Source organism: Jeotgalicoccus sp. WY2, assembly GCF_018437745.1.
Lineage (GTDB): Bacteria > Bacillota > Bacilli > Staphylococcales > Salinicoccaceae > Jeotgalicoccus > Jeotgalicoccus psychrophilus.
The window spans coordinates 210,460-234,420 of the sequence record NZ_CP049818.1 but is presented as its reverse complement, the minus strand read 5'-3'; the positions used below and the strand labels follow the sequence as shown (position 1 = coordinate 234,420).

Sequence of the window (23,961 nt, the reverse complement as noted above, 5' to 3'; positions counted from 1 at the left end):
CCTCTTAATACTCGCTCAATTCGAGCATTTTTTTGTAAATCTTTTCAGGATTCATCATAAAGTAATCTTCCATCGGCGGTGCATACGGCATCGACGGCACGTCAGGTCCTGCGAGGCGCATAATCGGCGCATCGAGGTCATATAGACAGTTTTCACCGATAATCGCAGACACTTCACTGATCAGACTGCCTTCAAGGTTATCTTCAGTTACTAATAGAACTTTTCCTGTTTTAGACGCGGCTTTTATAATCGCTTCTTTATCAAGCGGATACAGCGTACGAAGGTCCAGTATTTCTGCTTCGTAGCCTTCTTTTTTAACTGCTCTGCAGCCTGGATCGCGTAATTGACACACAGTCCGTAAGTAATAACAGTAATGTCATCACCTTCACGCTTAACGTCGGCTTTACCAAGCGGAATTGTGTAGTCGCCTTCTGGTACTTCACCTTTTAATAAACGGTATGCTTTTTTATGTTCAAAGAATAATACAGGGTCGTTATCTTTAATCGCTCCCATTAATAATCCTTTAGCATCCGCAGGTGTTGATGGTACGACAACTTTAAGTCCCGGTGTTGAGACGAAGAGCGATTCGATAGACTGCGAGTGATACAGCGCGCCGTGAATTCCTCCGCCGTATGGTGCACGGATGACCATTGGGGCATTCCAGTCATTATCTGAACGGTAGCGGACTTTAGCCGCTTCGTTTAATATTTGGTTGACTGCAGGGAGAATATATCAGCGAACTGAATTTCAGCAACCGGACGTTTCCCCATCATTGCTGCGCCGACACTTGTGCCGACAATATTACTTTCAGCGAGCGGTGTATCCAGTACACGCATTTCACCGAATTTTTCCTGCAGCCCTTCTGTTACTTTAAAGACACCGCCTTTTTTACCGACATCTTCACCTAAAACAAATACATTATCATCCTGCTCCATTGCAACAAACAGCGCATCGCGAATGGCATCGAGATAAGACAATTTAGCCATTGTTTACCTCCTCATAAACGTGTTTTAAAGCGTGTTCAGCTTCGGCATAAGGTGCAGCTTCAGCGGCTTTCGTCGCTTTGTTTACAGTGTCCTTGATTTCAGCTTCCGCTGCTTTTAGCCATGCTTCATCTATTATTTTCTCATCAAGTAAATATAATTTAAATGATTCGAGACAGTCCATATCTTTATTTTTAGCCAGTTCATCAGCTTCGCGGTATTTATCGTCATCGTCAGACGAATGCGGTGTTAAACGGATAGACATTGCTTCGATTAATGAAGCGCCTTCTCCGTTAATTGCACGCTCACGTGCTTCCTTCATTACTTTATACACGGCGATGGGATCGTTGCCGTCCACTTGTTCACCGTGCATGCCGTAGCCGATTGCACGATCTGATAATTTGTCAGCTGCATATTGCAGATGCGTCGGTACACTGATCGCGTACTTATTGTTTTCAATCAGACAGATAAAAGGAAGCTTATGCACGCCGGCAAAGTTTAAGCCTTCGTGGAAGTCACCCTGTGACGTTGAGCCTTCACCAAGCGTAGCCAGTGAGACGCGTTTTTCGCCGTCCATTTTAAAGGCATAGCTCGCACCGACTGCGTGAGGAATCTGCGTTGTTACAGCAGAGCCCTGAGTCATAATGTTGCTCGCTTTTTTACTGAAGTGGCCCGGCATCTGACGCCCGCCGCTCTGAACATCCGCACCGCGTGCAAATGCTGACAGCATTGTTTCCTCCGGTGTCATGCCGAAGTGTGTGACTAACGCTAAATCTCTGTAGTACGGATTTAAAATATCAACTTCTTTATCGAGAGCAAAAGCTGCGCCGACCTGTGTTGCTTCCTGCCCCTGGCATGAAATAACGAACGGCAGCTTTCCTGCACGGTTTAATAACCACATACGCTCATCAAGACGTCGTGAAATGAGCATCGTCTTGTACATTTCCTGTAAATCTGTTGCTGTTAAATCTGTTTCTTTATGTGATAACAAAAAGTTCACCTTCCTAAACGTGAATTGCGATACCTTCGGCATCGAGTCCGACTTCTTTAATAATTTCCCCGACAGATGGATGCGCAAATACCGCGCTCGACAGCTCGAGTGCCGATGCATCCATAAATTTCGCCAGCGACAGCTGATTAATCAGTTCCGTCGCATTTGCTCCCACTATTGAAGCGCCGAGAATATCTCCTGACGGTGACACATTTAACTTGATAAAACCTTCACCGCCGTCTTCAATAACAGCTTTCGCAATTGAAGAGAGTGGTAATTTATGTGTTTTAAACTCTGTATTCTGTTCTTTTAACTGCTTAGCGGTATGACCAATAGAAGCAACTTCCGGCGACGTGTATACACATCTCGGTACATTACTGTAGTTCATGACGAGCGGATTATTATCTGTAATATGTTCTGCAGCAATTAATCCTTCTTCTATCGCCACGTGTGCAAGCTGAGGTGATGATGTGACATCGCCAATTGCGTATATGTGGGATTCTTTCGTCTGCTGAAACTCATTGACTTCAATTACGCCGTTATCCATTTTAACTTTAGTGTTCAATAGACCGAGATGCTCAGTGTTTGCCTTACGTCCGATTGCAACGAGTGCTTTATCAAAAACTGCAACTTCATCAGCAATAGTCAGGCTGACATTATCATCTTTAATATCAACGCCTTCAGCTTCCAGTTTAACACCTGTCTTAATTTCAACGCCACTCTGAGTCAGTGATTTATGCACGGCCTGCGCCACGTCTTTATCTTCAGTCGGCAGTATATGCTCTGACGCTTCGACAATTGTGACGTCTGTACCAAAGGCATTAAGTATTGTTGCAAACTCAACACCGATGACGCCCCCCCGACTATGACAATTTTCTCTGGGATGTCTTCCATATACATTAAGTCATCACTCGATAAAATTACATTGCCATCAAACGGCATAAAAGGCAGTTCGGCAGGTTTTGATCCTGCAGCGATAACGACGAAATCATTGACGAGTATTTCACTCTCTTTTTCCTCATCTTCATAGCTGACGCTGACAGCGCCTGCAAGCGGGGAAAATAAAGATGGTCCAAGTACTGTTGCTGTGCCTTCGTAAATATCCACTTTATTTTTATCCAGCAGGTATTTAATGCCGCTCTGCATCTGATTAACAACCTTATCTTTCTGTGCGATAATATTAACAATCTCAAATGATGGTTCCGCGGGTGTAATCCCGTAAAGATCTGCATTTTTCATAGTGTTAATGACATCAGCACTCTTTAAAAAACTTTTCGTCGGAATACATCCTTTGTTTAAACACGTTCCGCCAAGTTTACTTTTTTCTACGACTGCGACCTGCTGGCCGAGCTGGCTGAGTTTAATCGCAGTGACATAACCGCCGGTTCCCCCGCCGATCACTACTGTATCGTAATTTTTAGACATGTGTCTCCTCCGCTCTGTAAGTCTTAAGCAACGTTCTGTCTTTATTTATCGTATATGCACCATATGCCAGTGCTTCCATTTCAAGTTCACCGGGATAAATTGTAACAGGCGCAAGAAATGAAATATACGGGTTAATTAAATTCATTACATAATCACTGTAGCTGACGCCGCCGGTAAAAATAATCTGGTCGATCTCACCGTGCAGCACAGCTGCTTTAGCACCGATTTCTTTGCCAATCTGAAATGCCATTGCTTCAAGTACTTCTGCACTGTGGTATCTCCGTCATTAATATCACTGACAATATCCCGGACATCTTCTGTATTTAAATGAGACAGCAGTCCGCCCTGTTTTGAAATCAGCTTATTAATATCCTGATGTGACAATTCGTGTTCTTCTATATACTTCAGCAGTCCGTTTACCGGCAAGCTGCCTGCGCGTGTCGGGCTCATCGGTCCGTCGCCGTTTAAGCCGTTATTCACATCGATGACACGGCCGAGATGATGGGCACCCACTGTAATGCCGCCGCCCATATGAATAACAATTAAATTTAAGTCTTCATAATTCTTATCGACTGAAAGAGCGTACTTTCTTGCAACTGCTTTTTGATTTAATGCGTGAAAGATTGATGTCCGCCTGACATTTTTAATGCCGGTATATTGAGCCTGCATACACAACTCATCGACAACAACCGGATCGGTAATTACAGCTTCGATATTGTAGTTCCCTGCAAATTCTGCTGCGAGTATACCGCTCAAGTTAGATGCGTGATCGCCGTACTTTCCAGATGATAAGTCATTCAGCATATCGTCGTTAATTAAATATGTGCCCCCCTCGACGGGATGAAGCAGTCCGCCGCGTGCTGCAACGATACTGATTTCTTCCGGTGATACTTCACACTCATGAAGAAACTTAATTATTGTTCCGTAGCGTACTGTCTTCTGCTCGTTAATCCCCTGGCTGATTAGTTCCTTGTCATGGGAGTAGGTCTTAACTATGTGGCAATTTAAATCCCGGAAGAGCGCAACTTTCGTCGTTGTACTCCCGAGATTTAATACAAGTATAAACTTTTTCATTATTATTTTCTTCCGGAAAGGATGTTTTTATCAGTTTGAGAATAAACGCTCTTCACATTTTGAATTGCTTTGATGCGTGATTCTGCTAAATGATCAGCTGCATGCTGCGGTGAAATATTTTCATCTTTAGCAATTGTAAAGATTTTATCTAATTGGTTGTATACTTCTTTAACTTTAGCTGTTGCACGTTCTTTGTTGTATCCTTCAAGCTCGTCAGCAACGTTTATTACGCCGCCTGAGTTTACTACGTCAGGTGCGTATACAATACCTCTGTCCTGAAGTGCTTTACCATGTTTTTCAATGTCCAGAAGCTGATTATTTGCACTGCCGCAAATTGCTTTAACTTTAAGCTGTGGAATCGTGTCGTCGTTTAAAATACCGCCGAGTGCACATGGTGCGAAGATATCTGCCTCCACGCTGTAAATCTCATCAAGACCGACAGCAGTTGCACCGAAATCATCTACTGCGCGCTGTACTGCTTTATCGTTAATATCAGTAACGATTAATTTAGCACCAGCTTCGTGCAGGTGTTTACAAAGACTATAAGCAACGTTGCCGACACCTTGAACTGAGACAGTTTTGCCGGTGAGGTCGTCTGAACCGAATGCTTCTTTCGCTGTACGCTGTGTTGCAACGAAAAGACCAAGTGCTGTGAACGGGCTCGGGTTACCGCTTGAACCGTAAGCTTCGCTGACACCGCATACGTAGTCAGTTTCCTGATAGATATAATCCATATCTTCAACAGTTGTGCCGACATCCTCTGCTGCGATGTAGCGCCCGCCAAGGTTGTTAATGTATCGTCCTAAAGAACGGAAAAATGCTTCTGATTTATCTTTGGATGCATCGCCGATTACGACTGCTTTACCGCCTCCGAGGTTAAGTCCTGCAGCTGCATTTTTATATGTCATACCTTTAGCAAGACGGAGTACGTCTGTGATTGCTTCATCTTCATGTTCGTAATTCCAGAATCTGATTCCGCCTAGAGCTGGTCCGAGTGTAGTATCGTGAATACATATAATCGCTTTAAGGCCGCTCGCTTTATCCTGGCAAAATACCAGCTGTTCGTAGTCGCCTTGTTCCATTTCTGTAAAAATCATATTAAATATCCTCCTGATTGTGTTACATCATTTTAATTGCTAATTTAATTGAATTATACTTCTCTTCTTTTGAATCTGCACGCGAAGTGAGTACGAATGGCACTTTCAGTCCGGCAATTATGCCTGCAACGTGAGCCCCTGCTGTAGTAATTAATGCTTTATACAGTATATTGCCTGCGTCAATATGAGGCATAATCAGTATATCTGCATCGCCTGCTACAGCTGAGTCGTAACCTTTAATCCGTGACGCAGATTTTGACATTGCCAGATCGTACTGCATCGGTCCGTCGATAATTGCACTTTCAAAATTATGAGCCTTTACTATTGTATCATTTGTGACAGTAGAAGCTATTTTTTCATTCACTTTTTCGACTGCAGAAACGAGTGCAATTTTCGGTTCTTTTATACCGAGCTTGCCGGCGACAGTGATTGTGTTTTCTATTATTTTAATTTTAGTTTCTGTATCCGGATCAATGTTCATTGCAGCGTCGCTTATAATTACCGGTTTATGGTAGTTCGGCAGACTGAATAATGCAACGTGGGATAACAGTGCCTGATCCAGTAATTTTAATTCTTTATTCAATACTGCTTTTAAAATAACGCCGGTTGAGATAAGTCCTTTCATCAGCACGTTTGCTCCGCCCGATGAAATTAACCTGCCAGCTTCTTCTGCACAAGCAGCATCGTCAGTACAATGATGAATCGTCACACCGAAGTTGCCGTAATCGAATTCCATTGCGCTGAATGCTTCTGCAAGCACTCTTTCATCATCAAAAAGATGCCATTTTATACCGTGTTCAAGTGCTGATTCACGGACTAAATCAAGCAGGTCCTCTGAGCCTGCTCTGACGAGTGCAATTGATGCATCGGTGTTAAAATTGCTCTGTAATGTTTCATCAAAATTCATGAATTCGCCTCCCCGGAATTATTATACAATATTTCGGATAAATACATTTGCCAGAGCTCTTTTGAAAGCCCTTACAAAAAGCATACAATTAATTATTGCAAAAGAAAAGCGTATTAAAAATGTTTAATAATTAAGAATATTACAACGCGTTATTTCATACATGTTTCATAAATTGTAAATTTTACTTTCTCCAGTTTGCTGTATAATTAATTTAGAAATGATTTTAGGAGAAGACTATGCTGAAAATAATTGCTTTAATAATATTAGTGATCCCAGGTATTATCGCGGGGGTCGGAATAAAATTGATGCGTGACAGTGTGTTCGGAATTGTTATCGATCCGTTTACTTATACTGCACTGCAATTTTTTGCCGGCCTTATTATGACTATTTTTGGAATATGGTTTATCGGGGGCTACCTGCTCTACCGCGAACGTAAAAACAAACGTGCTCAGGAACGTTTTATGAAGCAAACGAAAAAATCCAGTGAAGATTAGTCTTCGCTGGATTTTAGTAATTCTGCAGCATTCAGCCGTGCGGCTTCAGTTATTTTAGAGCCGCTGATCATACGTGCAATTTCTTCGATTTTGTCTTTGTAATTTAAATATGATGCGGTTGAACGCGTACGTTCATCTTCAACCGTTTTCTCCACATGGAGCAGATGGTCTGCTGTTGCTGCTGCCTGAGGCAGATGTGAAATCGCCAGAACCTGGCGCTGTTTTGATAAAAGCTTCATCTTCTCTACCATGCGCGCGGCAACCTGTCCGCTGACTCCAGTATCAATTTCATCAAAAATAATCAAGGAATCGCTGTCAAATTCCGAGAAGATTGTACGGAGAGCCAGACTCACACGGGACACTTCCCCGCCCGACGCAATTTTATTCATCGGTTTTAAAGGTTCTCCTTTGTTTGTTGCAATTAAAAATTCAACATCGGTAAAACCAAGCGCATTAAAATGGGATTCTTTTAAACTGATTTCAAATTGTACGTTCGGCATCTCGAGTTCACTCAGCTCGCGGCGGAGTTTACTTTCTAAGAAATGTTTCCGCTCACCGCGGTAATTGTGCAGCTTCATCGCAGACTGCTCCATTTTCAGATAGAACTCTTTTTGTTCTTCTTCCAGTCTCGTAAACGATTGTGAAATATTCTCGAGATCATCGATGTCTTCCTGCAATTCCTGCTCGAATTCAAGGAGTCCCTGATGTTTTCGTAAATTTACGTTTCAGCTGATTAAACTGATTTAATCTCGACTGAATAGAATTCAAACGCTCGGCATCGTAATCAATCGATGACAAATCATTCGATACTTGCGTGTTCAGTTCTGTTAAAAGGTAGTATGCATCTGTCAGCGTATCTCTATATGATGTATATGACTCATCGAACTTAGTTACTGTATCGAGTGACTGATTAATATCATAAAGCATGCCCTGCGGCGGATATTCACTGACAAGCAGTGCTTTAATCCGGCTGAGTGCGCCGTGGATATTTTCATAGTTTGATAAGAACTCAAGCTCCTGTTCCAGTTCTTCTTCCTCGTCTTCTTTCAGCTCGAGCGCTGAGATTTCCGCCTGCTGCATTTTTAGCAGCTCGAGCTGCGTCAAACGGTTGCGGTCTTTGTACTCAAGCTCTTCTATACGCTTTTTAACTGATTGATATGACTTGTAATGTTTCTGATATTCCGTAAAAATACTTTCTTTTCCGAGACCGATATAACGGTCGAGATATTCAATCTGTTCACTTTTTTGCAGTACAGCAGCTTGTGATGACTGTGAATGAATCGACAGCACGAGCTCCATAATCTGCTTTAAATTATTCAATGTGATCATTTGATTATTAATTTTGATTAAACTTTTACTGCTGGTCATCACTTCACGGCGGACGATGTATAATTCGTCCTCTACAATACCGAGAGAATTAAGCATACTGGTCAGTTTATCATTGACGGGAAAATCAAACACGCCTTCAATGACAGCGCCGCTGCTTCCGTAGCGAATATCGTCTGCAGATGCGCGGCGCCCTTCTAAATAGCTGACAGCTTCTATAATTTTTGATTTACCGGCACCTGATTCTCCGGTAAATACGGTCATTCCTTTGGAAAAATCCAATTCAATATTTCAAGCACGGCAAAATTCTGCACACTTAATCTGAGCAGCACATTAAACACCCCAGTTAAATAAGATTAAAAATACGATCTTTAATTAATTGCTGTGATTCTTCGTCACGGCAAATTAACAGACATGTATCGTCTCCGCAAATCGTGCCGACAACTTCTTCCCACTCAAGCTGATCGATAATCGCACCAATTGACTGTGCGTTACCCGGTAATGTTTTCAAGACGAGCAAATTGCCCGTAAAGTCCAGTTTAACGAAACTATCCATCAAATAACGGCCGAGTTTTTCTAAAGGATGGTACTGCCTGTCTTTTGGCATGCTGTAAACATATTCCCCGCCCGGTGATGGTACTTTAATCAGCTGCAGTTCTTTAATATCCCTTGAAACTGTTGCTTGTGTCACATTAAACTTATGGTCGATAAGTTTGTCGACAAGTTCTTCTTGTGTCTCAATACGGTTATTAGTAATGATTTCTCTGATTTTAATTTGTCTGATTGATTTATTAGACATTAAAATCCCCCCTTTATAAATGAATTGCTGAATATTTATTCATTATTTATCATACAGCAGGTCCTTTGCATAGCAAAAACAAAAGACATCAACCGTATACAACGGTTTTGATGTCTTTGTCTGTTAATGCATATTCACTTTCTTTACTTGTCAGATAGAATAAATATTCTATATTGCCTTTAGTTCCGGTAATCGGTGAACGCTCTATTGCTGAAATATTAAGGCCGAGTAATTCGCATTCCTTCAGTACGCGCTGAATTACTTGGTAATGCGTGTCCGGATTCGTAATAATCCCGCTTTCTTCACGTTCTTCCAAATAACTTTCAAACTGCGGCTTAATCAATGCTGCAATTTCAATATTGTGGCTGAACAGGGATTTTATATGACGGAGTATCGGCACAATTGATGTAAATGATACATCAATCGAGATGACATCCGGCAGCGGTTCGAAATCTTCGATAACCGTTTCTTTAAAATTCGTCTGTTCCATTACAGATACGCGTTCGTCAATTCTTAACTGGTACGCAAGCTGATTTGTTCCGACATCCACTGCATAGACATGCTTCGCGCCATGCTGCAGCGCACAATCGGTAAATCCTCCTGTTGAGGAACCGATATCGAGCATTACTTTCTCAGTTACCTCAAGACCGAATGAATCAATGGCATGTTTTAATTTTAGTCCGCCTCTCGAAACAAACTGCTTCACATTTTTAAATCTGACATGTGCTTTGTCCGGTGCGATTTTATCAGAGGCTTTATAAACAGGTTCGTTATTATTCAGCACCTTGCCTGCCATAATCAATTTTTTTATATCATCAATTGAGCCGACATTGAAATGCTCAAAAATATATTCATCGATTCGTATTTTCTTCATGAGGCGCCCCTGTAAGTTTCTTAGTACGCAGTGCGATATTCGGAGCAGTAATGCCGATATCACGGAGAAGCAGATCGACATCACCGTGTTCGATATACTCATTACCGATACCAAGACGCTGAATTTTATTCGTATATAATTCATCATTCATATAAGTCGAAATCATACTGCCAAGTCCGCCTGTAAGCATTGATTCTTCAATAACAAATACAGGTATGCCGCTCTCACCAAATGACTTGAGCATAGCGTTATCAAGCGGTTTAATAAAGCGCGCATTAATTACTTTAACTTCAATACCGTCTTTTGCAAGTATTTCTGCTGCTTCCATAACAGTCGCAAGTGTCGGACCGTATGAAATTAATGCTGCATCTGCACCTTCTCGGAGAACTTCCCAGCTGCCTATTTTAAGCGGCTCCCGGTTTTCATTCATATCGATGCCGAGTACATTGCCCCTAGGATAACGAATCGCCATCGGTCCAGCTGTAGCAAATGATAAATCAATCATCATTTCAGCTTCTTTTTCGTCTCTCGGCATCATTAAAGTGATGTTTGGCAGCGGCGAGATAAAGCTGATATCGAATACACCCTGATGAGTTTCACCGTCTGCACCGACAAGACCGCTCCGGTCAATGCCTAAGAGGACGTCCAGGTTTTGTCTGTCGACGTCGTGCAGGAGCTGATCGTAACCGCGCTGCAGGAATGTCGAATAGATTGCAAGGTACGGTTTCATACCTGCAGCTGCCATGCCTGCAGCCATTGTAACTGCGTGCTGTTCTGCAATGCCCGTATCAAAGAAACGATTAGGCAGTTCATTCTGGAACTTAGTGAGCTTGCTGCCGACAGGCATCGCCGGTGTCATAGCTACAATTGTCTCGTCTTTGTGAGCACGGTCTAATACAGTATTAGACATAAATGCACTCCATGATTCGGCTTTCTTCGTACCGAGTACTTCACCGGTATCTATTTTATACGGTCCAAGACCGTGCCAAATACCAAGTTTGTCATGCTCTGCAGGATGATATCCTTTACCTTTTTTCGTAATGACATGAATGATGACAGGACCGTCATATTCCTTAGAAGTTTTAATTGCAGCACCGAGGTCTTCAAAATTATGACCGTCGACCGGACCGATATATTTAATACCTAGTTCTTCAAAGAAAATGCCGTCGACAAACATATTTGGTGCTGTCTTTAAAACGGTCTGCCAAATCACGAAGGGTTGTACCGACCTGCGGCAGACGCTCGATAAACCCTTCAGCACCGTGTTTAAATTTATTGTATTGTGCATTTGTTCTCATACGTCCGAGCATATTGTGCAATGCTCCGACGTTTGGTGCGATACTCATTTCGTTATCGTTTAAAATAATCGTCATGTTCGTCTTATCGCTGCCGATATGATTAAGTGCTTCAAGCGCCATGCCGCCTGTCAGTGCACCGTCACCGATAATCGGTACAACGTGATTTTTTTGACCTTTAATATCGCGGGCTTTTGCAAAGCCCATTGCTGCAGACAGCGAAGTCGATGAATGGCCCGCTTCCCATACATCGTGTTTGCTTTCGCGCATTTTAGGAAATCCGCCTAAGCCTTTATATTGTCTCAGCGTAGCGAAATCTGCACTTCTGCCTGTTAATATTTTGTGTATATATGCCTGGTGTCCTACATCGAAAATCAGTTTATCGACGGGTGAATCAAAGTACTTATGAAGTGCGATTGTCAATTCAACAACACCTAAGTTGCTCCGATGTGGCCGCCTGTAACTGCACATGACTCGATGAGAAATTCTCTTATGTCACTTGCTAGCTGTACGAGCTCTTCTTCATTTGAGTTTTTCAAAAATGATGGCTCGTCAATACTATATATATTCATATAGCAACCACCTTTAATTTTACTATTAATAATTATAACACTTTACTGTTCCGACAAAAAAGAAAAATGATAATTCATACTGACATATGAATTATCATTGGTCTCTTTCAGCAAACATCTGAACGATTTTACGTAATCCCGCTGTCTCTATTAATTCATCCAGGCTGTCTAGGATTCTGTATGCTTCTGTTTCTTTTTGCTGCAAAGCTGTTTTGGCACCTTCAAGTCCGAGTTCGCTAACGTAGGTTACCTTGCCTTTTTTCGCATCGCTGCCTATGTTCTTACCGGTAATTTTTGGATTGCCTTCAATGTCTAATATATCATCTTTAATCTGAAATAAGACACCGATGACTTCACTGAAATTTTGAAGACTTTCAGTAACCTCAGGTACCGCTTCAGCAATAATACACGCTGCTGTTACAGGTGCTGTTATCAGTGCGCCGGTTTTATAAGCATGAATCGTTTCCAATTCGTCGAGTGACGTTGGACGTTCTTCTGCTTCAATATCGAGCATCTGACCGCTGATCATACCTGCCTGTCCACTCGCCGTAGCAATCGTTTCAACGAGTTTAATTCTGATTTCTGCAGACAATTCCTTATCTTTAGCTATCACATTAAAACTTTCATTAAGCAGATTGTCTCCTGCAAGAATAGCTGTGCCTTCGCCGAAGATGATATGATTCGTCGGTTTACCGCGTCTTAAATCATCGTTGTCCATTGCCGGCAAATCATCGTGAATAAGAGAATACGTATGGATCATCTCTATCGCGGATGCCGTACTGAGACCTTTAGAAATATCCGTATTCAGCGCTTCAAGCGCAGTAAATAACAGTAACGGTCGGAGTCCTTTGCCGCCTGCTTCAACGGAATACTTACTCGCATTGTAAATCGTTTCAGAATGCTGATACGTTTTTAAGTGCACTAATATATGAGACTTCACTTTATCGATGTACGATATGCTATTCTCCATCGTCATCAGTATCCTTATTGAGTTCTTCCACTTTTAACTCTGCGTTTTTCAGTATATTGTCGCACTCTTGTGAAAGTTTAATACCTTCCTGATAAAGTTCCAGCGACTTTTCAAGAGATACTTCCTCTTCGTCTAGTGATTTAACGATTGTTTCCAATCTCGTCATTTTCATTTCAAAAGTCTGATTGTTTTTAGTCATCTGTATTCACCTCTGTCACTTTAGCGCTGACTGTGCCCCGATTAAATGATGTTTCAATAACATCGCCAACATTTAAGTTTTTTGCTTCTGTTACTATTTTATTATTAAACGTCGTATAAGAATAGCCTCTTTTTAATATTTGTACGGGGCTGACTGATTCCAAGACGTTAATATTACCAGCAAGACGTTCTGACTTCTGGCCGATTACTGCTTTCATACGGCGTTTCAGTTCATTTTCAGTTCTTAAAAGTTCTTCCTGGTAATTCCTGATATCGGGTGCCGGATCGTTATACGACAGCCCTGACATGTGCTTATTAAGCATATGCCGGTTCTCAGAAAGTGATAAGGACATATGGTTCTCTATAGTTACTGTTAAATCGCGCAGACGTTCAGTCTGTTCTGTATATAATAAATTCGGATTTTTAAATTTGTAGTAATTTGATAAACCATCCAGCACTTTACGTGAACGCTCGATTTTAGACATAATCAGATTATCCGATTGTCTGTGCAGTTCGCCGAGACGAAGCTGTAAATCCCTGATGTTTGGTACAGCCTGTTCGGCTGCTGTAGGAGTTGGTGCACGGAGATCACTCACGTAATCTACAAGTGTAATATCGGTCTCATGACCAACACCTGTAATCACCGGTGTATTCATATTAAACACAGCGAGAGCCACTTCCAGCTCGTTAAACGTCCACAGGTCTTCAATAGAACCGCCGCCCCGGGCAAGAATTACAGTATCTGCACCGAGTTTGTCAGCACGCGTAAGATTCGTTAACACACTGTCCTGACTGCGGGCACCCTGCACATATGTATTTAATAATGTCACCTTAACGAGTGGATATCTGCGCGTTAAAGTAGTAATCATATCTTTTATTGCAGCACTTGTACTGGATGACACGATGGCGATATGTTCCGGAAAATCGGGAATCGCTTTTTTATGCTCCGGATTCAAATAACCTTTTTCCTTCAGCAGCTCTTTGTTCTGCTCGAGCTTTAAAAATAGTTGGCCAATACCGTCAATCTGCATTTCTTTAACGTAAATCTGATATTGTCCGCGGGCTTCGTACAGAGTAATATTCCCGGCGAGAAGAACATTCTGGCCCTCTTCGGGTTTGAAATTGAGCTTCTCGGCATCGTATCTGAACATGACCGCACTGATGACAGACTTGTCATCTTTTATAGAAAAATATATGTGGCCGTTCGTATGATGTTTCACATTCGACAGCTCACCTTTAAGAAAGACCCGTTGCAAGTACGGGTCTTTTTCAAATTTATATTTAATATACTTTGTTAAGGACTGAACTGATAAATACTTTGTACTATCCATTTTTACCTAACCTTCATTCTGCACGGCAAAATTCTTTAATACCCCGTTAACGAAACGATGGCTGTCTTTGTCACCGTAATTTTTTGCGAGTTTAATTGCATCAATAACAACCTTTACAGGTGCACCGTGACTCTGCAATTCACTTACCGCGAGGCGTAATATATTCTTTCTACTTTTGATATACGTTCAATCGTATACCCTGTTAAGTAACGGCTGATTTCATCATTTACTGATTCCTGATTGTGAACATAGTAATCGACGACCGATTTAACAAATGTCTCAGTCTGGTATACCTCGTAAAAACGGGTATCTTTAAGATTAACGACGTTTTTATCTACCTGGAATAACAGCTGAAATGCTTTCTTACGTTGTTCATGTCTTTTCATGCTTACACCTAAACCTATCTATTAACTTATTTAATAATATTGACGATGTGCACGTTAGTTTCGTTAACTGTGACTTCGAGCATATCATTTACAGCTTGTTTAACATTTTCCTGAATACGCTCAGCTACGCTGTGAACGTTCCGGTCAGTCGATAATACGACGTAAATCGCAATGTGGATCTGATCATCTTTAGTTTCAACTTTAACACCGCGACCGCGGAATTTCTTCCCAATCTTTTCGATATTACCACTGGCAAAATTATTTTGCAATGAGTGAACACCTTTAGTTTCTTCAACCGCAATACTTGCGATTACTTCAATGACTTCACTGGAAATTTCGATGCTGCCTAAATTTGTCTTATGATTTTGTAAAATCATACAATCACCTCACTGTTTTATTATATCACGTGATGCAGGTAATATTAAATGGTTTACTGAATGGATTGATAAACATTCCGGGTCGTCTGAAAACTGAAAAACCGCTGTTTTTAATACTTTAAATATATGACTATTTGTTTGTTTAGTCAATAAGGTGCGGAATACGGGGAGGTTGAGTTCTTTGGTTCTTTGCTCCGCAATGAAGAGCTGTCATTGCCGAGTAAACGACTTTGCTCCGCAATGAAGAGCTGTCATTCCCGAGTAAACGACTTTGCTCCACAATGAAGAGCTGTCATTCCCGAGTAAGTGACTTTGCTCCGCAATGAGAGCGTGTCATTCCCGAGTAAGCGACTTTGCTCCGCAATGAGAGCGTGTCATTGCCGAGTAAGCGACTTTGCTCCGCAATGAGAGCGTGTCATTCCCGAGTAAGCGACTTTGCTCCGCAATGAGAGCGTGTCATTGCCGAGTAAACGGCCTTGCTCCAGTCAAGTCCACAATCTTGTGTAAAGATTTTTACAGTACAATAAAGCGATTGATAATAGGTAGTGATGTTTGCCTTTCAGCCATGGCTGAAAGGCAAATTTTATTGCTTTTTAGGGGGCTCACTGAGAAATCTGCTGCGACGGGCTAACATATTCTCATGTTCATCCATCAACACGGCCCCAACGAGTCTAACCGCAGATTCTACGTTAGGAAAGATACGAATCACATTCTCCCGCCTGCGAACCTCTTCGTTCACACGTTCCAAACTGTTCGTTGTACGAATGTGCTTTTGGTGAAGTTCTGGCACAACCAAGTACTGCATCGCATCATCAAACCCTTCGTCCAATTTCAATAATGCCTTATCATACTTGGGGTTGCCGCTGACCAATGCTTCAAAGTCTGTCCGGTATTTCTTTGCATTCATCGGATTCGTGGCTTTAAAAATGAGCTTTAAAGCATTACGCTCATCGCTCGAATCTTTCGGCATCACATCAATAATATTCTTAAGAAAGTGAACTGTACATCGTTGCCAGGATGCCCCTAAAAATTCTCCCTTGATGGCTTTCTTTAATCCTTTGTGCGCATCTGAAATCACAATTTTAGGCGTACCGAGCCCACGCGCGCGTAAATTCTTAAAGAACTGGGTCCATGATGCCTCTGACTCTTGTCCAGATACCATAAATCCAATAATCTCACGATAGTCATCATCATTGACACCCTGAGCGATATACACGGCTTTAGACACGATGCGATGGTTCTCTCTGACATCGATATACATCGCATCGACATAAATATATCGATAGTTTTTTAAGTTTAATGGGCGTTCTCGGAATTCTTTAATTTCTGGATCCAGACGTTTCATGATGTTCGATACAAATGATTTAGATACTTCTTCCCCACATAATGCATTGACCAGTTTCTTCACTTTGCGTGTCGAGACTCCATTGATGACAGACTCAATCATGGTCAGTATCAGCGCCTGATCCATGCGCTGATACTTCTCAAACACTTCTGTCGAGAATTCGCCAGAGCGCGTGCGTGGGACTCTTAATTTAATCCGACCCACAGGCAGCATATATTCACGGTCATAATAACCATTTCGATAGTCCTGTCGGGTGTCGTTTTGTTCACTGCGTTCCGCTTGGACATGTTTGTCACGTTCGGCTTCCATATAGGCATTGAGCAGCGCAATCGTATAGCTTTTCGTTAAGGCATTCAGGTTACACTCTTGAATCTGGGCTGTTAAATCAGCCATATTTAAGTTAATATTTAGTTGAGTCATTATCTGATTCTCCCTTAGTCAATTTGTCTGGTAGCAATATTGTACTATAGGGTCAGATACTGACTCTCTTTTTTTACACAATTATATGGACATAATCCTTGCTCCACAATGAAGAGCTGTCATTCCCGAGTAAGCGGCCTTGCTCCGCAATGAAGAGCGTGTCATTCCCGAGTAAGCGGCCTTGCTCCGCAATGAACTAATTTTAAAATAAAAACATGAACTGGATAATTGAATAAAAATTGACCGGCTTCTTGAGCCGGCCAATAAATAAACTATTCCAGATTATCGATTGCGTATTGTGCTTCTTCCGGCGTAAATTTCTCACCATATTCAGATATCAGCTGATCATAAATTGCTGAATGCGACATACTCATCAGGTCCTGATAATTTTCAGCTGATTTCAAAGCATTTTCATTCCAGTCGAATTCAATATTATCAATCGCATATTGCGCAGCTTCTTCCGGGAATGCTTCACCATACTCGGATACCAGCTGGTCATATATACCTGCTTTTGACATGCTCATAATTTCGGCATAGTTATAAGCACTGCTTAATGCAGATTCCCATTCTCTCGGGACATCGTCTGAATCATCTGATGATGAAGCAGTTGCTTTTTCTGCATCTTCCTGTTCATCTGCTGGTTCACTCGCTGATTGATCCTCAGCTGCGAGCTCCAGTTCTTCGACTTTTGATTCAGTTTCTGACAGGCTCGTTTCTAAAGAAGAAATTTGTTCATCTTTCTCAGCAATTTGATTTTCCAAGCTGTCTATTTCTTCTTCCAAAGCAGTTACATCAGTATCATTTGAATTGGTTTCATCATTTTCTGAAACCTGCCCTTCCAATTCTGTAACTTGATTTTCCAGTTCACCAATTTGTTCATTCAACTTCTTATTTTCCTCTTCTACCTCAGAAACCTCAACGTTTTCTGCAGACGCATCTTCAACTTCATCTCCTGTACCGCACGCGGCAAGTAACAACATAGCCGATAAACTTCCCAGCATTAAAAACCTTCGCATTAGACAACTCTCCCTTAATTACAATATTTACATTAATTATAATAAATATAAGTACTAAAGGCTATATAAATTTAGACTTTTCTGTTATTTTAGTTCGTTAAAGTTTAGTCCTACTGTCCGTCTTTCCCCACATATCTCGCGAGTCTTGCAACGTGCTTCTCTAATACTCTCTCAAACTGATCGGTTTCAACAACACCATCCGCGTCCTGGTATGGAATACCAACGAGGTCGTCTTTGTCATTGTCTTCGGTCGATGTGTGTTTATCTTCAAAGTAGTAATGACCGTTGTCATTCGTCTGCACCAGCATATCCGGCAGCTGCAGTTTACCGCCAACTTTAATTCTGTAGGCTGCCGGCACATTGGATGATACTCTTCTCTTTTGCAGCTGATACGAAATCACCGTACTGCCTTTATATAAAACAGCAACTTCATCTCCTGCTTTGTATACTTCTGTATGCCTGACCTCAGCCGTGTATCATTTTTCCTGAATAACTTCAATCACGGTCCGAAGTGGCCGGGAATATCACCGATATCCTTTTCAATTTCTTCTAAAAAGTTGTCATTTTCATGCTCTTCAGTTTGTTCTGCATCATTACTCTGCACTTTTTTCAGCTCATCATTAAATACTTCAAGGACCTTATTCATAGTCTTATATCCTCCTCAATACTATTTATTAATGTGTACCCTAAATTTAAGAAGATAAAAACCGCCTCCCTATTCCGTGAGGAATAAAAAGACGGTTCAAAGTCTTACTTCATAATATCCTGTTCTGCCAAAAAGTTAGTATTATAGTCATTGCTTAAGAATGCATTGTTTAATAATATATTCTGGTGGAACGGGATTGTCGTATCGATGCCGCTGATTTGGAATTCATCGAGTGCACGTTTCGCAGTTGCGACTGCTTCTTCTCGGTTTTTACCGTGAACGATCAGTTTAGCAATCATTGAATCGTAATACGGAGGAATCACATATCCTGCGTATGATGCAGTGTCCATTCTTACTCCGAATCCGCCAGGCTGAAGGAATTCTGTAATCTTCCCTGCTGATGGCATAAAGTTTTTATACGGATTCTCAGCGTTAATTCTAAATTCAAATGCGTGGCCTTCGAATTTAATATCTTCCTGTTTATAAGGAATCGGTTCATGGTTTGCGACTAGTATTTGTGATTTCACTAGGTCTATACCGGTAATCATTTCTGTTACCGGATGTTCGACCTGAATACGTGTATTCATTTCCATAAAGTAATATTTATGATCGTTTAAGTCGTAGATGAATTCAATCGTGCCGGCACCGATATAGTCGATACTTTTCGCTGCACGGACTGCTGTTTCGCCCATTTCAAGACGTGTTTTTTCACTAATGACCGGGCTTGGTGCTTCTTCCACAAGTTTTTGCATGCGGCGCTGTACTGTACAGTCGCGCTCGCCTAAATGGACAACATTGCCATGGTAATCTCCGAGCACCTGAATTTCAATATGGCGGAAGTTCTCAATATTTTTCAATATAAAGACTCTTATTGCCAAATGCACTTTCAGCTTCCTGCTCAGTTAATTTATAGTTTTGAGTCAATTCTTCTTAGTACGTGCGACACGGATTCCTTTACCGCCGCCTCCGTGGCTTGCTTTAATAATGATGGGATAGCCGATTTCTTCAGCAATAATATAAGCGTCATCAAGTGATTAACTACACCGTCGCTGCCTGGTACTGTCGGTACATCCGCTTCAATCATCGTCTTTTTCGCAACGTCCTTCACACCCATAGTGAATTGTTTCAGACATCGGTCCGATAAAGATTAAGCTTGATGATTCACCATCTCAGCAAAATCACTGTTTTCAGCTAAAAATCCGTAACCCGGGTGAATTGCATCACAGCCTGTGGACTGTGCAATAGTTATAATACCTATCATATCCAGGTAGCTGTCTTTTGAAAGCTTGGGTCCGATGCAGTATGATTCTGTCGCTAGTTTCCGGTGTAGACTATCATGATCTGCTTCAGAGTATATACTGACAGTTTCGATTCCAAGTTCATGACATGCACGAATGATTCTTACCGCAATCTCACCGCGGTTGGCGATTAATACCTTTTTAATCATCGTAATCTGAATAATGGCTGATTGTATTCAACCATATCTCCGTCGTCTACTAGAATCTCTGTGACTTCACCGGATACTTCTGCTTGTATTTCATTGAATAGTTTCATCGCTTCTAAAATACAAACGACTGATGTACTTGAAACTGTGTCCCCTACTTTTATGTAAGCTTCAGCTTCAGGTGAAGGTGCTTTGTAGAACGTACCAACCATCGGCGCTCTGACAACAAGACCTTCGTCTGCAGGCTGAGTTTCTGCAGCTGGAGCCTGATGGGCTACTGCTTGCGTTTGTGCCACCTGAGGTACTGGTGTAACCGCTGGTGCTAATTCTCTTTTAAGTTTAATATCCACATCTTTGTCTTTATAAGAAATTTCAGTAAGAGATGCGCGTTCCATTTTTTCTATTAAAGAATCGACTTGTTCTAAATTCATTAGTTTTACTCTCCCATAAAATAATATGTCTACATTTTACATAGGTGGTCATACCAATTCAAGTATAAATTAGGAGCAGTAAATATTTACTGCTCTTAAAATGTCTTATGCTCTTGAAACGTACGAAGCTTCATCAGTATTAACAACCAGCATATCGCCCTGGTTAACAAATAAAGGTACCTGAATTGTTATACCTGTCTCAAGTGTTGCTGTTTTAGATGCACCGCTCGCAGTGTCACCTTTAATTCCCGGTTCTGTTTCTGTAACTTCAAGTTCAACAGTTTTCGGAAGTTCTACTCCGAGTGTTTCGCTTCCGTACATCATAATTGATACCGGCATATTTTCTTTAAGGAATTTTAGTTCGTATTCCAGCTGATCGCCAGGAATTTCAATTTGTTCATAAGAGTTGTTATCCATGAATACATAGCTGTCGCCATCTGCATATAAATACTGCATCTTCATGTTATCAATTTGAGCTCTGCCGACTTTCTCGCCTGCTCTGAAAGTTTTTTCCTGTATTGCGCCGTTGCGAAGGTTTTTTAATTTACTGCGCACGAATGCCGCACCTTTACCCGGTTTAACGTGCTGGAAGTCTAAAACTCTCCAGATATTGCCTTCTACTTCTACTGTAAGTCCAGTTTTAAAATCGTTAACTGAAATCATGATTTTCCTCCTAGTAATCTGCTTTTCTTATACGATAAACAGTTTTTTACTGCTGTGTGTTAATTTTTTAAGACCAGTTTCGGTAACTATCGTATCATCTTCGATACGCACACCGCCTAAACCGTCCACATAAATACCGGGTTCAATCGTGACACACATGCCGGGTTCTAAAGTCATTGTACTTTTTTGTGCGAGACCTGGCAATTCATGTACTTCGAGGCCGAAGCCGTGACCGAGTGAATGACCGAAGTTTTCGCCAAAACCGTGTCCGCTAATTACATCGCGTGCAATAGTGTCAGCTTCCTCCCCTGTCATACCAGATTTAATTTCTTCCAATGACTTGAGTTGAGCTTCTAAAACGACATTATATATGTTCTCCATCTCTTCAGATACAGAACCAACGCCGAATGTACGCGTAATATCGGATGCATATCCTTTATAGTAAGCACCGAAGTCCAATGTTACCATATCGCCTGATTCAATCACTTTGTCTGAAGCGACACCGTGAGGCAATGCGCCTCTGTGACCGCTGGCTACAATCGTATCGAAGCTTGGTCCGCTGGCACCGAGTTTTGTCATATAAGCTTCGAGCTCATTTTTGACTTCCATTTCAGTCATGCCGGCTTTAACGTAAGTTAAAATATATTCATAAGCCTGATCAGCAATTTCACATGCTTTTTGAATTAATTTTATTTCTTCATCCGTTTTAATTAAACGGATTTTTTCAACTTCTCCTGTTAATGGCACTGTTTCAAAATCTTCTTTAATTTTACTGTATGTATTGTAGTTTACGTGTTCCCCTTCGAAACCAATACGTTTAATGTTTTTTGATTGCATAAATGAAATTATTGAATCAAGCAGTCCTTTTTCCTGCAGTACAAACTGGAAATCTTCAGCCTGTTCAGCTCCCTGGGCTTTATACCTGAAGTCTGACATTAGGAATCTTGAGTCCTTCGTAATAATAAGCGCTCCGCTGGAGCCGGTAAAATCACTTAAATATCTTCTGTTGTGACTGCTCATTACGAGTAATGCATCAAGGTGTTCTCTCTCTAACAACTGTTGTACTTTATCAAATTTAATCATTTCTCCTCCACCTCTCCATAACCATTTTACATGAAATTAATATCTATTTCATTTTCTTTTTATATTTTAACGCTAACATGTTAAAATAGTCTAATGAAATATAGGAGAATGTGCGATGAAACTTAAACTGTCTGCAATGATATTAATATTACTCGCTGCGGGGTGCTCAAATAGTTCACCTGAAGAGTCGCTCATAGAGCAGGAGGAATACAAAAGTGAATTGGAAGGCCTGCTGCAGACCGAACAGGTACGCAATCAGCAGCTTACTTTGCATTTGGAAAACCTCGACACACAAATAGTTAACTTCGAACGTGACCGCGATAATCCCAATGTCGAAAAATATGTAGAAATCGTAAGTACATATGCAACCGGCATTACAGAAAACCTTAGTAAAATGAACGAACACATTGCTGCCTACCGCGGTAACGAACAGCTGAATACAGGCGATATCGTCAAAACAAGAGATGCAGTTACCGACACAGTTGATACATATTATGCTGCTGTCAGCGAACTGGAACTCACCGACGTTCTCGAACGGGAACATTCCAATGTGGTTCTTGCCAATGAAGAAATTACTGAAGCTGTCAACCAGATTGCAGATGCACTGGCTGCAGAAGACGATGCACTGCTTAACGAAGCAATTGAGCGGCTGCAGTCGGCGACAGAATACTTGTAGAGAGAATGAAGAATAATGACAAAACCGATCTACGGCGGCCAGGCAGTGCCTGAGGGCGTCATGTTCCAGTCGAAAACCCATATGTCTACAGCTATCCGGCGGACAAATGGCGACATTGATTATTTTGAGATGCCGCGGCCCGAAAGGTCGTTCTTAACTAAACTAAAGAAAATACCGCTCGTCCGCGGCAATGTCGCCATTTTAGAAGCAAGTGTCTACGGCATGAAGCATATGGACTTTGCAGCGGACCGCTACGACCGGCACCCTAGGGAAGATTATAAAATAGAAGCGGAGAAAAATTCTGCAAATACTGCGAAAGTCGTGCTTTCCACTGTAATTATCGGTATACTTACCTTCTTAATCGGTAAATTTGTGCTGACTTTGATACCTGTTTTTGTAGCGGAGATATTTTCCGGTATTATTACCGGAAAATTCGGACAAGTTGCACTGGAGACACTGATTAAATTAATTATTCTGCTCGGTTACATCTATTTGCTGTCGCTGACACCGATGGTAAAAAGACTGTTTCAGTATCACGGGGCCGAACATAAAGTCATTAACTGCTTTGAACAGGACAAGCCGCTTACGGTGGAAAATGTTCAAGCAGAATCAAGGCTCCACTACCGCTGCGGCAGTTCTTTTATACTGTTTACAGCTTGTCGGATTCGTCGTGTACATGTTTGTACCAGTCGACCCGCTGTATGTGAGAGTAATCAACAGAATTTTACTGATACCTGTCGTGCTCGGGCTGTCATTTGAAGTACTGCAGCTTACGAACAAGCTGAGAGAAGTTCCAGTATTGAAATTCCTTGGACTTCCAGGTTTATGGCTGCAGTACTTGACTACAAAACAGCCACATAATGATCAGGTGGAAGTTGCTATACATTCATTCAACCATCTTTTAGGGAGTGATAAAAAATGAAAAGAGCTTTGGTAATTATCGTTTTACTTATCGCAGCAATCGGCCTTTTGATGAATCTTGATATGGTCTTAAATATGATCGTCAGCTCATTGATTTTTCTTTTAGTGCTTGCAGCAATTTTATACGGCATTTACTATTTCGTTATCTTAACTGAAGATCAGAGAAATATAAAAAAGCATTGCGCAAAGCAAAACGTAAACAACGTAAAAAAATAAA

At 41.4% G+C, this 23,961-nt stretch carries 25 protein-coding genes and 7 pseudogenes; 4 read left to right on the top strand and 28 right to left on the bottom strand.

The genetic code is table 11. The annotated features are described in order from the left end of the window. Positions 1-4: 4 nt before the first annotated feature. The 7 genes and pseudogenes from G4D76_RS01320 to G4D76_RS01295 form a co-directional block, all read right to left on the bottom strand. Positions 5-986, bottom strand: a pseudogene (locus G4D76_RS01320) (alpha-ketoacid dehydrogenase subunit beta). Further along, positions 979-1,974 carry a thiamine pyrophosphate-dependent dehydrogenase E1 component subunit alpha gene (locus tag G4D76_RS01315; protein ID WP_026858106.1) on the bottom strand — a complete coding sequence of 332 codons (996 nt, stop codon included), beginning with the start codon at positions 1,972-1,974 and terminating at the stop codon, positions 979-981. Before G4D76_RS01315 ends, G4D76_RS01320 begins: the two are co-directional and overlap by 8 nt. Positions 1,975-1,990: 16 nt before the next feature. Beyond that, positions 1,991-3,339 (bottom strand): annotated as a pseudogene (locus G4D76_RS16470) (FAD-dependent oxidoreductase); the annotation flags it as partial. A 52-nt stretch (positions 3,340-3,391) separates the two neighbouring features. After that, complete coding sequence (locus G4D76_RS14150) at positions 3,392-3,544, bottom strand: hypothetical protein (RefSeq protein ID WP_250130087.1); 153 nt, start codon at positions 3,542-3,544, stop codon at positions 3,392-3,394. Next, positions 3,544-4,473, bottom strand: a complete 930-nt coding sequence (buk, locus tag G4D76_RS01305; protein WP_250130086.1) for a butyrate kinase — start codon at positions 4,471-4,473, stop codon at positions 3,544-3,546. Before buk ends, G4D76_RS14150 begins: the two co-directional genes overlap by 1 nt. A 2-nt stretch (positions 4,474-4,475) precedes the next feature. Beyond that, positions 4,476-5,570, bottom strand: coding sequence for a Glu/Leu/Phe/Val family dehydrogenase (locus G4D76_RS01300; RefSeq protein ID WP_213810321.1), 1,095 nt, complete (start codon positions 5,568-5,570; stop codon positions 4,476-4,478). A 22-nt stretch (positions 5,571-5,592) separates the two neighbouring features. Beyond that, a complete protein-coding gene (locus tag G4D76_RS01295) occupies positions 5,593-6,477 on the bottom strand; it encodes a phosphate acyltransferase (RefSeq protein ID WP_213810320.1) in 885 nt (294 codons plus the stop codon). A gap of 236 nt (positions 6,478-6,713) precedes the next feature. Between G4D76_RS01295 and G4D76_RS01290 the strand changes: the two genes are divergently transcribed. Next, positions 6,714-6,971 (top strand): DUF2627 domain-containing protein, encoded by a 258-nt coding sequence (locus tag G4D76_RS01290; RefSeq protein WP_026858111.1) that lies wholly within the window; start codon positions 6,714-6,716, stop codon positions 6,969-6,971. On the opposite strand, the gene G4D76_RS14145 is transcribed toward G4D76_RS01290, so the two are convergent. The 21 genes and pseudogenes from G4D76_RS14145 to G4D76_RS01205 form a co-directional block, all read right to left on the bottom strand. Continuing rightward, a complete protein-coding gene (locus G4D76_RS14145) occupies positions 6,968-7,648 on the bottom strand; it encodes a DNA repair protein RecN (protein ID WP_250130085.1) in 681 nt (226 codons plus the stop codon). The two genes, G4D76_RS01290 and G4D76_RS14145, sit on opposite strands and share 4 nt — an antisense overlap. Before the next feature lie 13 nt (positions 7,649-7,661). Next, positions 7,662-8,579, bottom strand: coding sequence for an AAA family ATPase (locus G4D76_RS14140; RefSeq protein ID WP_250130084.1), 918 nt, complete (start codon positions 8,577-8,579; stop codon positions 7,662-7,664). 64 nt (positions 8,580-8,643) lie between these two features. Then, complete coding sequence (ahrC, locus tag G4D76_RS01280; RefSeq protein ID WP_026858113.1) at positions 8,644-9,096, bottom strand: transcriptional regulator AhrC/ArgR; 453 nt, start codon at positions 9,094-9,096, stop codon at positions 8,644-8,646. Between the two features lie 88 nt (positions 9,097-9,184). Continuing rightward, complete coding sequence (locus G4D76_RS01275) at positions 9,185-9,970, bottom strand: TlyA family RNA methyltransferase (RefSeq protein WP_026858114.1); 786 nt, start codon at positions 9,968-9,970, stop codon at positions 9,185-9,187. Then, positions 9,948-11,837 (bottom strand): annotated as a pseudogene (gene dxs, locus G4D76_RS01270) (1-deoxy-D-xylulose-5-phosphate synthase). Before dxs ends, G4D76_RS01275 begins: the two are co-directional and overlap by 23 nt. A 94-nt stretch (positions 11,838-11,931) precedes the next feature. Then, positions 11,932-12,813 carry a polyprenyl synthetase family protein gene (locus tag G4D76_RS01265; protein ID WP_213810319.1) on the bottom strand — a complete coding sequence of 294 codons (882 nt, stop codon included), beginning with the start codon at positions 12,811-12,813 and terminating at the stop codon, positions 11,932-11,934. Further along, complete coding sequence (gene xseB, locus G4D76_RS01260; RefSeq protein WP_213810318.1) at positions 12,797-13,006, bottom strand: exodeoxyribonuclease VII small subunit; 210 nt, start codon at positions 13,004-13,006, stop codon at positions 12,797-12,799. The genes G4D76_RS01265 and xseB overlap by 17 nt, the downstream gene beginning before the upstream one ends. After that, positions 12,999-14,336, bottom strand: coding sequence for an exodeoxyribonuclease VII large subunit (gene xseA, locus G4D76_RS01255; RefSeq protein WP_213810317.1), 1,338 nt, complete (start codon positions 14,334-14,336; stop codon positions 12,999-13,001). Before xseA ends, xseB begins: the two co-directional genes overlap by 8 nt. A gap of 6 nt (positions 14,337-14,342) precedes the next feature. Then, a pseudogene (gene nusB, locus G4D76_RS01250) lies at positions 14,343-14,722 on the bottom strand (transcription antitermination factor NusB). 26 nt (positions 14,723-14,748) lie between these two features. Further along, positions 14,749-15,099 carry an Asp23/Gls24 family envelope stress response protein gene (locus G4D76_RS01245; protein WP_026858120.1) on the bottom strand — a complete coding sequence of 117 codons (351 nt, stop codon included), beginning with the start codon at positions 15,097-15,099 and terminating at the stop codon, positions 14,749-14,751. Positions 15,100-15,682: 583 nt separating this feature from the next. Further along, entirely contained in the window at positions 15,683-16,864 is a 1,182-nt protein-coding gene (locus G4D76_RS01240) for an IS256 family transposase (RefSeq protein ID WP_213810316.1), read from the bottom strand. 272 nt (positions 16,865-17,136) lie between these two features. Further along, positions 17,137-17,880 (bottom strand): Ltp family lipoprotein, encoded by a 744-nt coding sequence (locus tag G4D76_RS01235; protein ID WP_250130083.1) that lies wholly within the window; start codon positions 17,878-17,880, stop codon positions 17,137-17,139. Positions 17,881-17,990: 110 nt separating this feature from the next. Further along, on the bottom strand, positions 17,991-18,281 hold the full coding sequence (locus G4D76_RS01230; protein ID WP_213810315.1) for a hypothetical protein: 291 nt from the start codon (positions 18,279-18,281) through the stop codon (positions 17,991-17,993). Positions 18,282-18,379: 98 nt separating this feature from the next. Further along, complete coding sequence (locus G4D76_RS01225; RefSeq protein WP_213810314.1) at positions 18,380-18,526, bottom strand: hypothetical protein; 147 nt, start codon at positions 18,524-18,526, stop codon at positions 18,380-18,382. Between the two features lie 104 nt (positions 18,527-18,630). Then, entirely contained in the window at positions 18,631-18,933 is a 303-nt protein-coding gene (locus tag G4D76_RS14135) for a hypothetical protein (protein ID WP_250130265.1), read from the bottom strand. Positions 18,934-19,074: 141 nt separating this feature from the next. Then, a pseudogene (locus G4D76_RS14130) lies at positions 19,075-19,509 on the bottom strand (acetyl-CoA carboxylase biotin carboxylase subunit); the annotation flags it as partial. Beyond that, on the bottom strand, positions 19,434-19,640 hold the full coding sequence (locus G4D76_RS14125) for a hypothetical protein (RefSeq protein WP_250130341.1): 207 nt from the start codon (positions 19,638-19,640) through the stop codon (positions 19,434-19,436). The pseudogene G4D76_RS14130 and the gene G4D76_RS14125, both read right to left, overlap by 76 nt. A gap of 33 nt (positions 19,641-19,673) precedes the next feature. Beyond that, positions 19,674-19,973 (bottom strand): biotin carboxylase N-terminal domain-containing protein, encoded by a 300-nt coding sequence (locus G4D76_RS14120; RefSeq protein ID WP_250130082.1) that lies wholly within the window; start codon positions 19,971-19,973, stop codon positions 19,674-19,676. Continuing rightward, positions 19,970-20,401 carry an acetyl-CoA carboxylase biotin carboxyl carrier protein gene (gene accB / locus G4D76_RS01215; RefSeq protein ID WP_026858124.1) on the bottom strand — a complete coding sequence of 144 codons (432 nt, stop codon included), beginning with the start codon at positions 20,399-20,401 and terminating at the stop codon, positions 19,970-19,972. The genes G4D76_RS14120 and accB overlap by 4 nt, the downstream gene beginning before the upstream one ends. A 105-nt stretch (positions 20,402-20,506) precedes the next feature. Next, positions 20,507-21,064 (bottom strand): elongation factor P, encoded by a 558-nt coding sequence (efp, locus tag G4D76_RS01210; protein WP_026858125.1) that lies wholly within the window; start codon positions 21,062-21,064, stop codon positions 20,507-20,509. 27 nt (positions 21,065-21,091) lie between these two features. Beyond that, a complete protein-coding gene (locus tag G4D76_RS01205) occupies positions 21,092-22,147 on the bottom strand; it encodes a M24 family metallopeptidase (RefSeq protein WP_213810313.1) in 1,056 nt (351 codons plus the stop codon). Between the two features lie 115 nt (positions 22,148-22,262). On the opposite strand from G4D76_RS01205, the gene G4D76_RS01200 reads away from it, so the two are divergent. The 3 genes and pseudogenes from G4D76_RS01200 to G4D76_RS01190 all read left to right on the top strand — a co-directional run. Beyond that, on the top strand, positions 22,263-22,823 hold the full coding sequence (locus tag G4D76_RS01200) for a hypothetical protein (RefSeq protein ID WP_213810312.1): 561 nt from the start codon (positions 22,263-22,265) through the stop codon (positions 22,821-22,823). Between the two features lie 15 nt (positions 22,824-22,838). Next, positions 22,839-23,745, top strand: a pseudogene (locus tag G4D76_RS01195) (DUF1385 domain-containing protein). After that, positions 23,742-23,956: pseudogene (locus tag G4D76_RS01190) on the top strand (SA1362 family protein); the annotation flags it as partial. The pseudogenes G4D76_RS01195 and G4D76_RS01190, both read left to right, overlap by 4 nt. Between the last annotated feature and the right edge of the window lie 5 nt (positions 23,957-23,961).

Bases quoted from the DNA above. Each gene is read 5' to 3' on its own strand.
- G4D76_RS14150 (WP_250130087.1), bottom strand. From the start codon at position 3,544: ATGAATTTAATTAACCCGTATATTTCATTTCTTGCGCCTGTTACAATT.
- buk (WP_250130086.1), bottom strand. From the start codon at position 4,473: ATGAAAAAGTTTATACTTGTATTAAATCTCGGGAGTACAACGACGAAA.
- G4D76_RS01300 (WP_213810321.1), bottom strand. From the start codon at position 5,570: ATGATTTTTACAGAAATGGAACAAGGCGACTACGAACAGCTGGTATTT.
- G4D76_RS01295 (WP_213810320.1), bottom strand. From the start codon at position 6,477: ATGAATTTTGATGAAACATTACAGAGCAATTTTAACACCGATGCATCA.
- G4D76_RS01290 (WP_026858111.1), top strand. From the start codon at position 6,714: ATGCTGAAAATAATTGCTTTAATAATATTAGTGATCCCAGGTATTATC.
- ahrC (WP_026858113.1), bottom strand. From the start codon at position 9,096: ATGTCTAATAAATCAATCAGACAAATTAAAATCAGAGAAATCATTACT.
- G4D76_RS01275 (WP_026858114.1), bottom strand. From the start codon at position 9,970: ATGAAGAAAATACGAATCGATGAATATATTTTTGAGCATTTCAATGTC.
- G4D76_RS01265 (WP_213810319.1), bottom strand. From the start codon at position 12,813: ATGACGATGGAGAATAGCATATCGTACATCGATAAAGTGAAGTCTCAT.
- xseB (WP_213810318.1), bottom strand. From the start codon at position 13,006: ATGACTAAAAACAATCAGACTTTTGAAATGAAAATGACGAGATTGGAA.
- xseA (WP_213810317.1), bottom strand. From the start codon at position 14,336: ATGGATAGTACAAAGTATTTATCAGTTCAGTCCTTAACAAAGTATATT.
- G4D76_RS01245 (WP_026858120.1), bottom strand. From the start codon at position 15,099: ATGATTTTACAAAATCATAAGACAAATTTAGGCAGCATCGAAATTTCC.
- G4D76_RS01240 (WP_213810316.1), bottom strand. From the start codon at position 16,864: ATGACTCAACTAAATATTAACTTAAATATGGCTGATTTAACAGCCCAG.
- G4D76_RS01235 (WP_250130083.1), bottom strand. From the start codon at position 17,880: ATGCGAAGGTTTTTAATGCTGGGAAGTTTATCGGCTATGTTGTTACTT.
- G4D76_RS01225 (WP_213810314.1), bottom strand. From the start codon at position 18,526: ATGAATAAGGTCCTTGAAGTATTTAATGATGAGCTGAAAAAAGTGCAG.
- G4D76_RS14135 (WP_250130265.1), bottom strand. From the start codon at position 18,933: ATGCCATCAGCAGGGAAGATTACAGAATTCCTTCAGCCTGGCGGATTC.
- G4D76_RS14125 (WP_250130341.1), bottom strand. From the start codon at position 19,640: ATGGGTGTGAAGGACGTTGCGAAAAAGACGATGATTGAAGCGGATGTA.
- G4D76_RS14120 (WP_250130082.1), bottom strand. From the start codon at position 19,973: ATGATTAAAAAGGTATTAATCGCCAACCGCGGTGAGATTGCGGTAAGA.
- accB (WP_026858124.1), bottom strand. From the start codon at position 20,401: ATGAATTTAGAACAAGTCGATTCTTTAATAGAAAAAATGGAACGCGCA.
- efp (WP_026858125.1), bottom strand. From the start codon at position 21,064: ATGATTTCAGTTAACGATTTTAAAACTGGACTTACAGTAGAAGTAGAA.
- G4D76_RS01205 (WP_213810313.1), bottom strand. From the start codon at position 22,147: ATGATTAAATTTGATAAAGTACAACAGTTGTTAGAGAGAGAACACCTT.
- G4D76_RS01200 (WP_213810312.1), top strand. From the start codon at position 22,263: ATGAAACTTAAACTGTCTGCAATGATATTAATATTACTCGCTGCGGGG.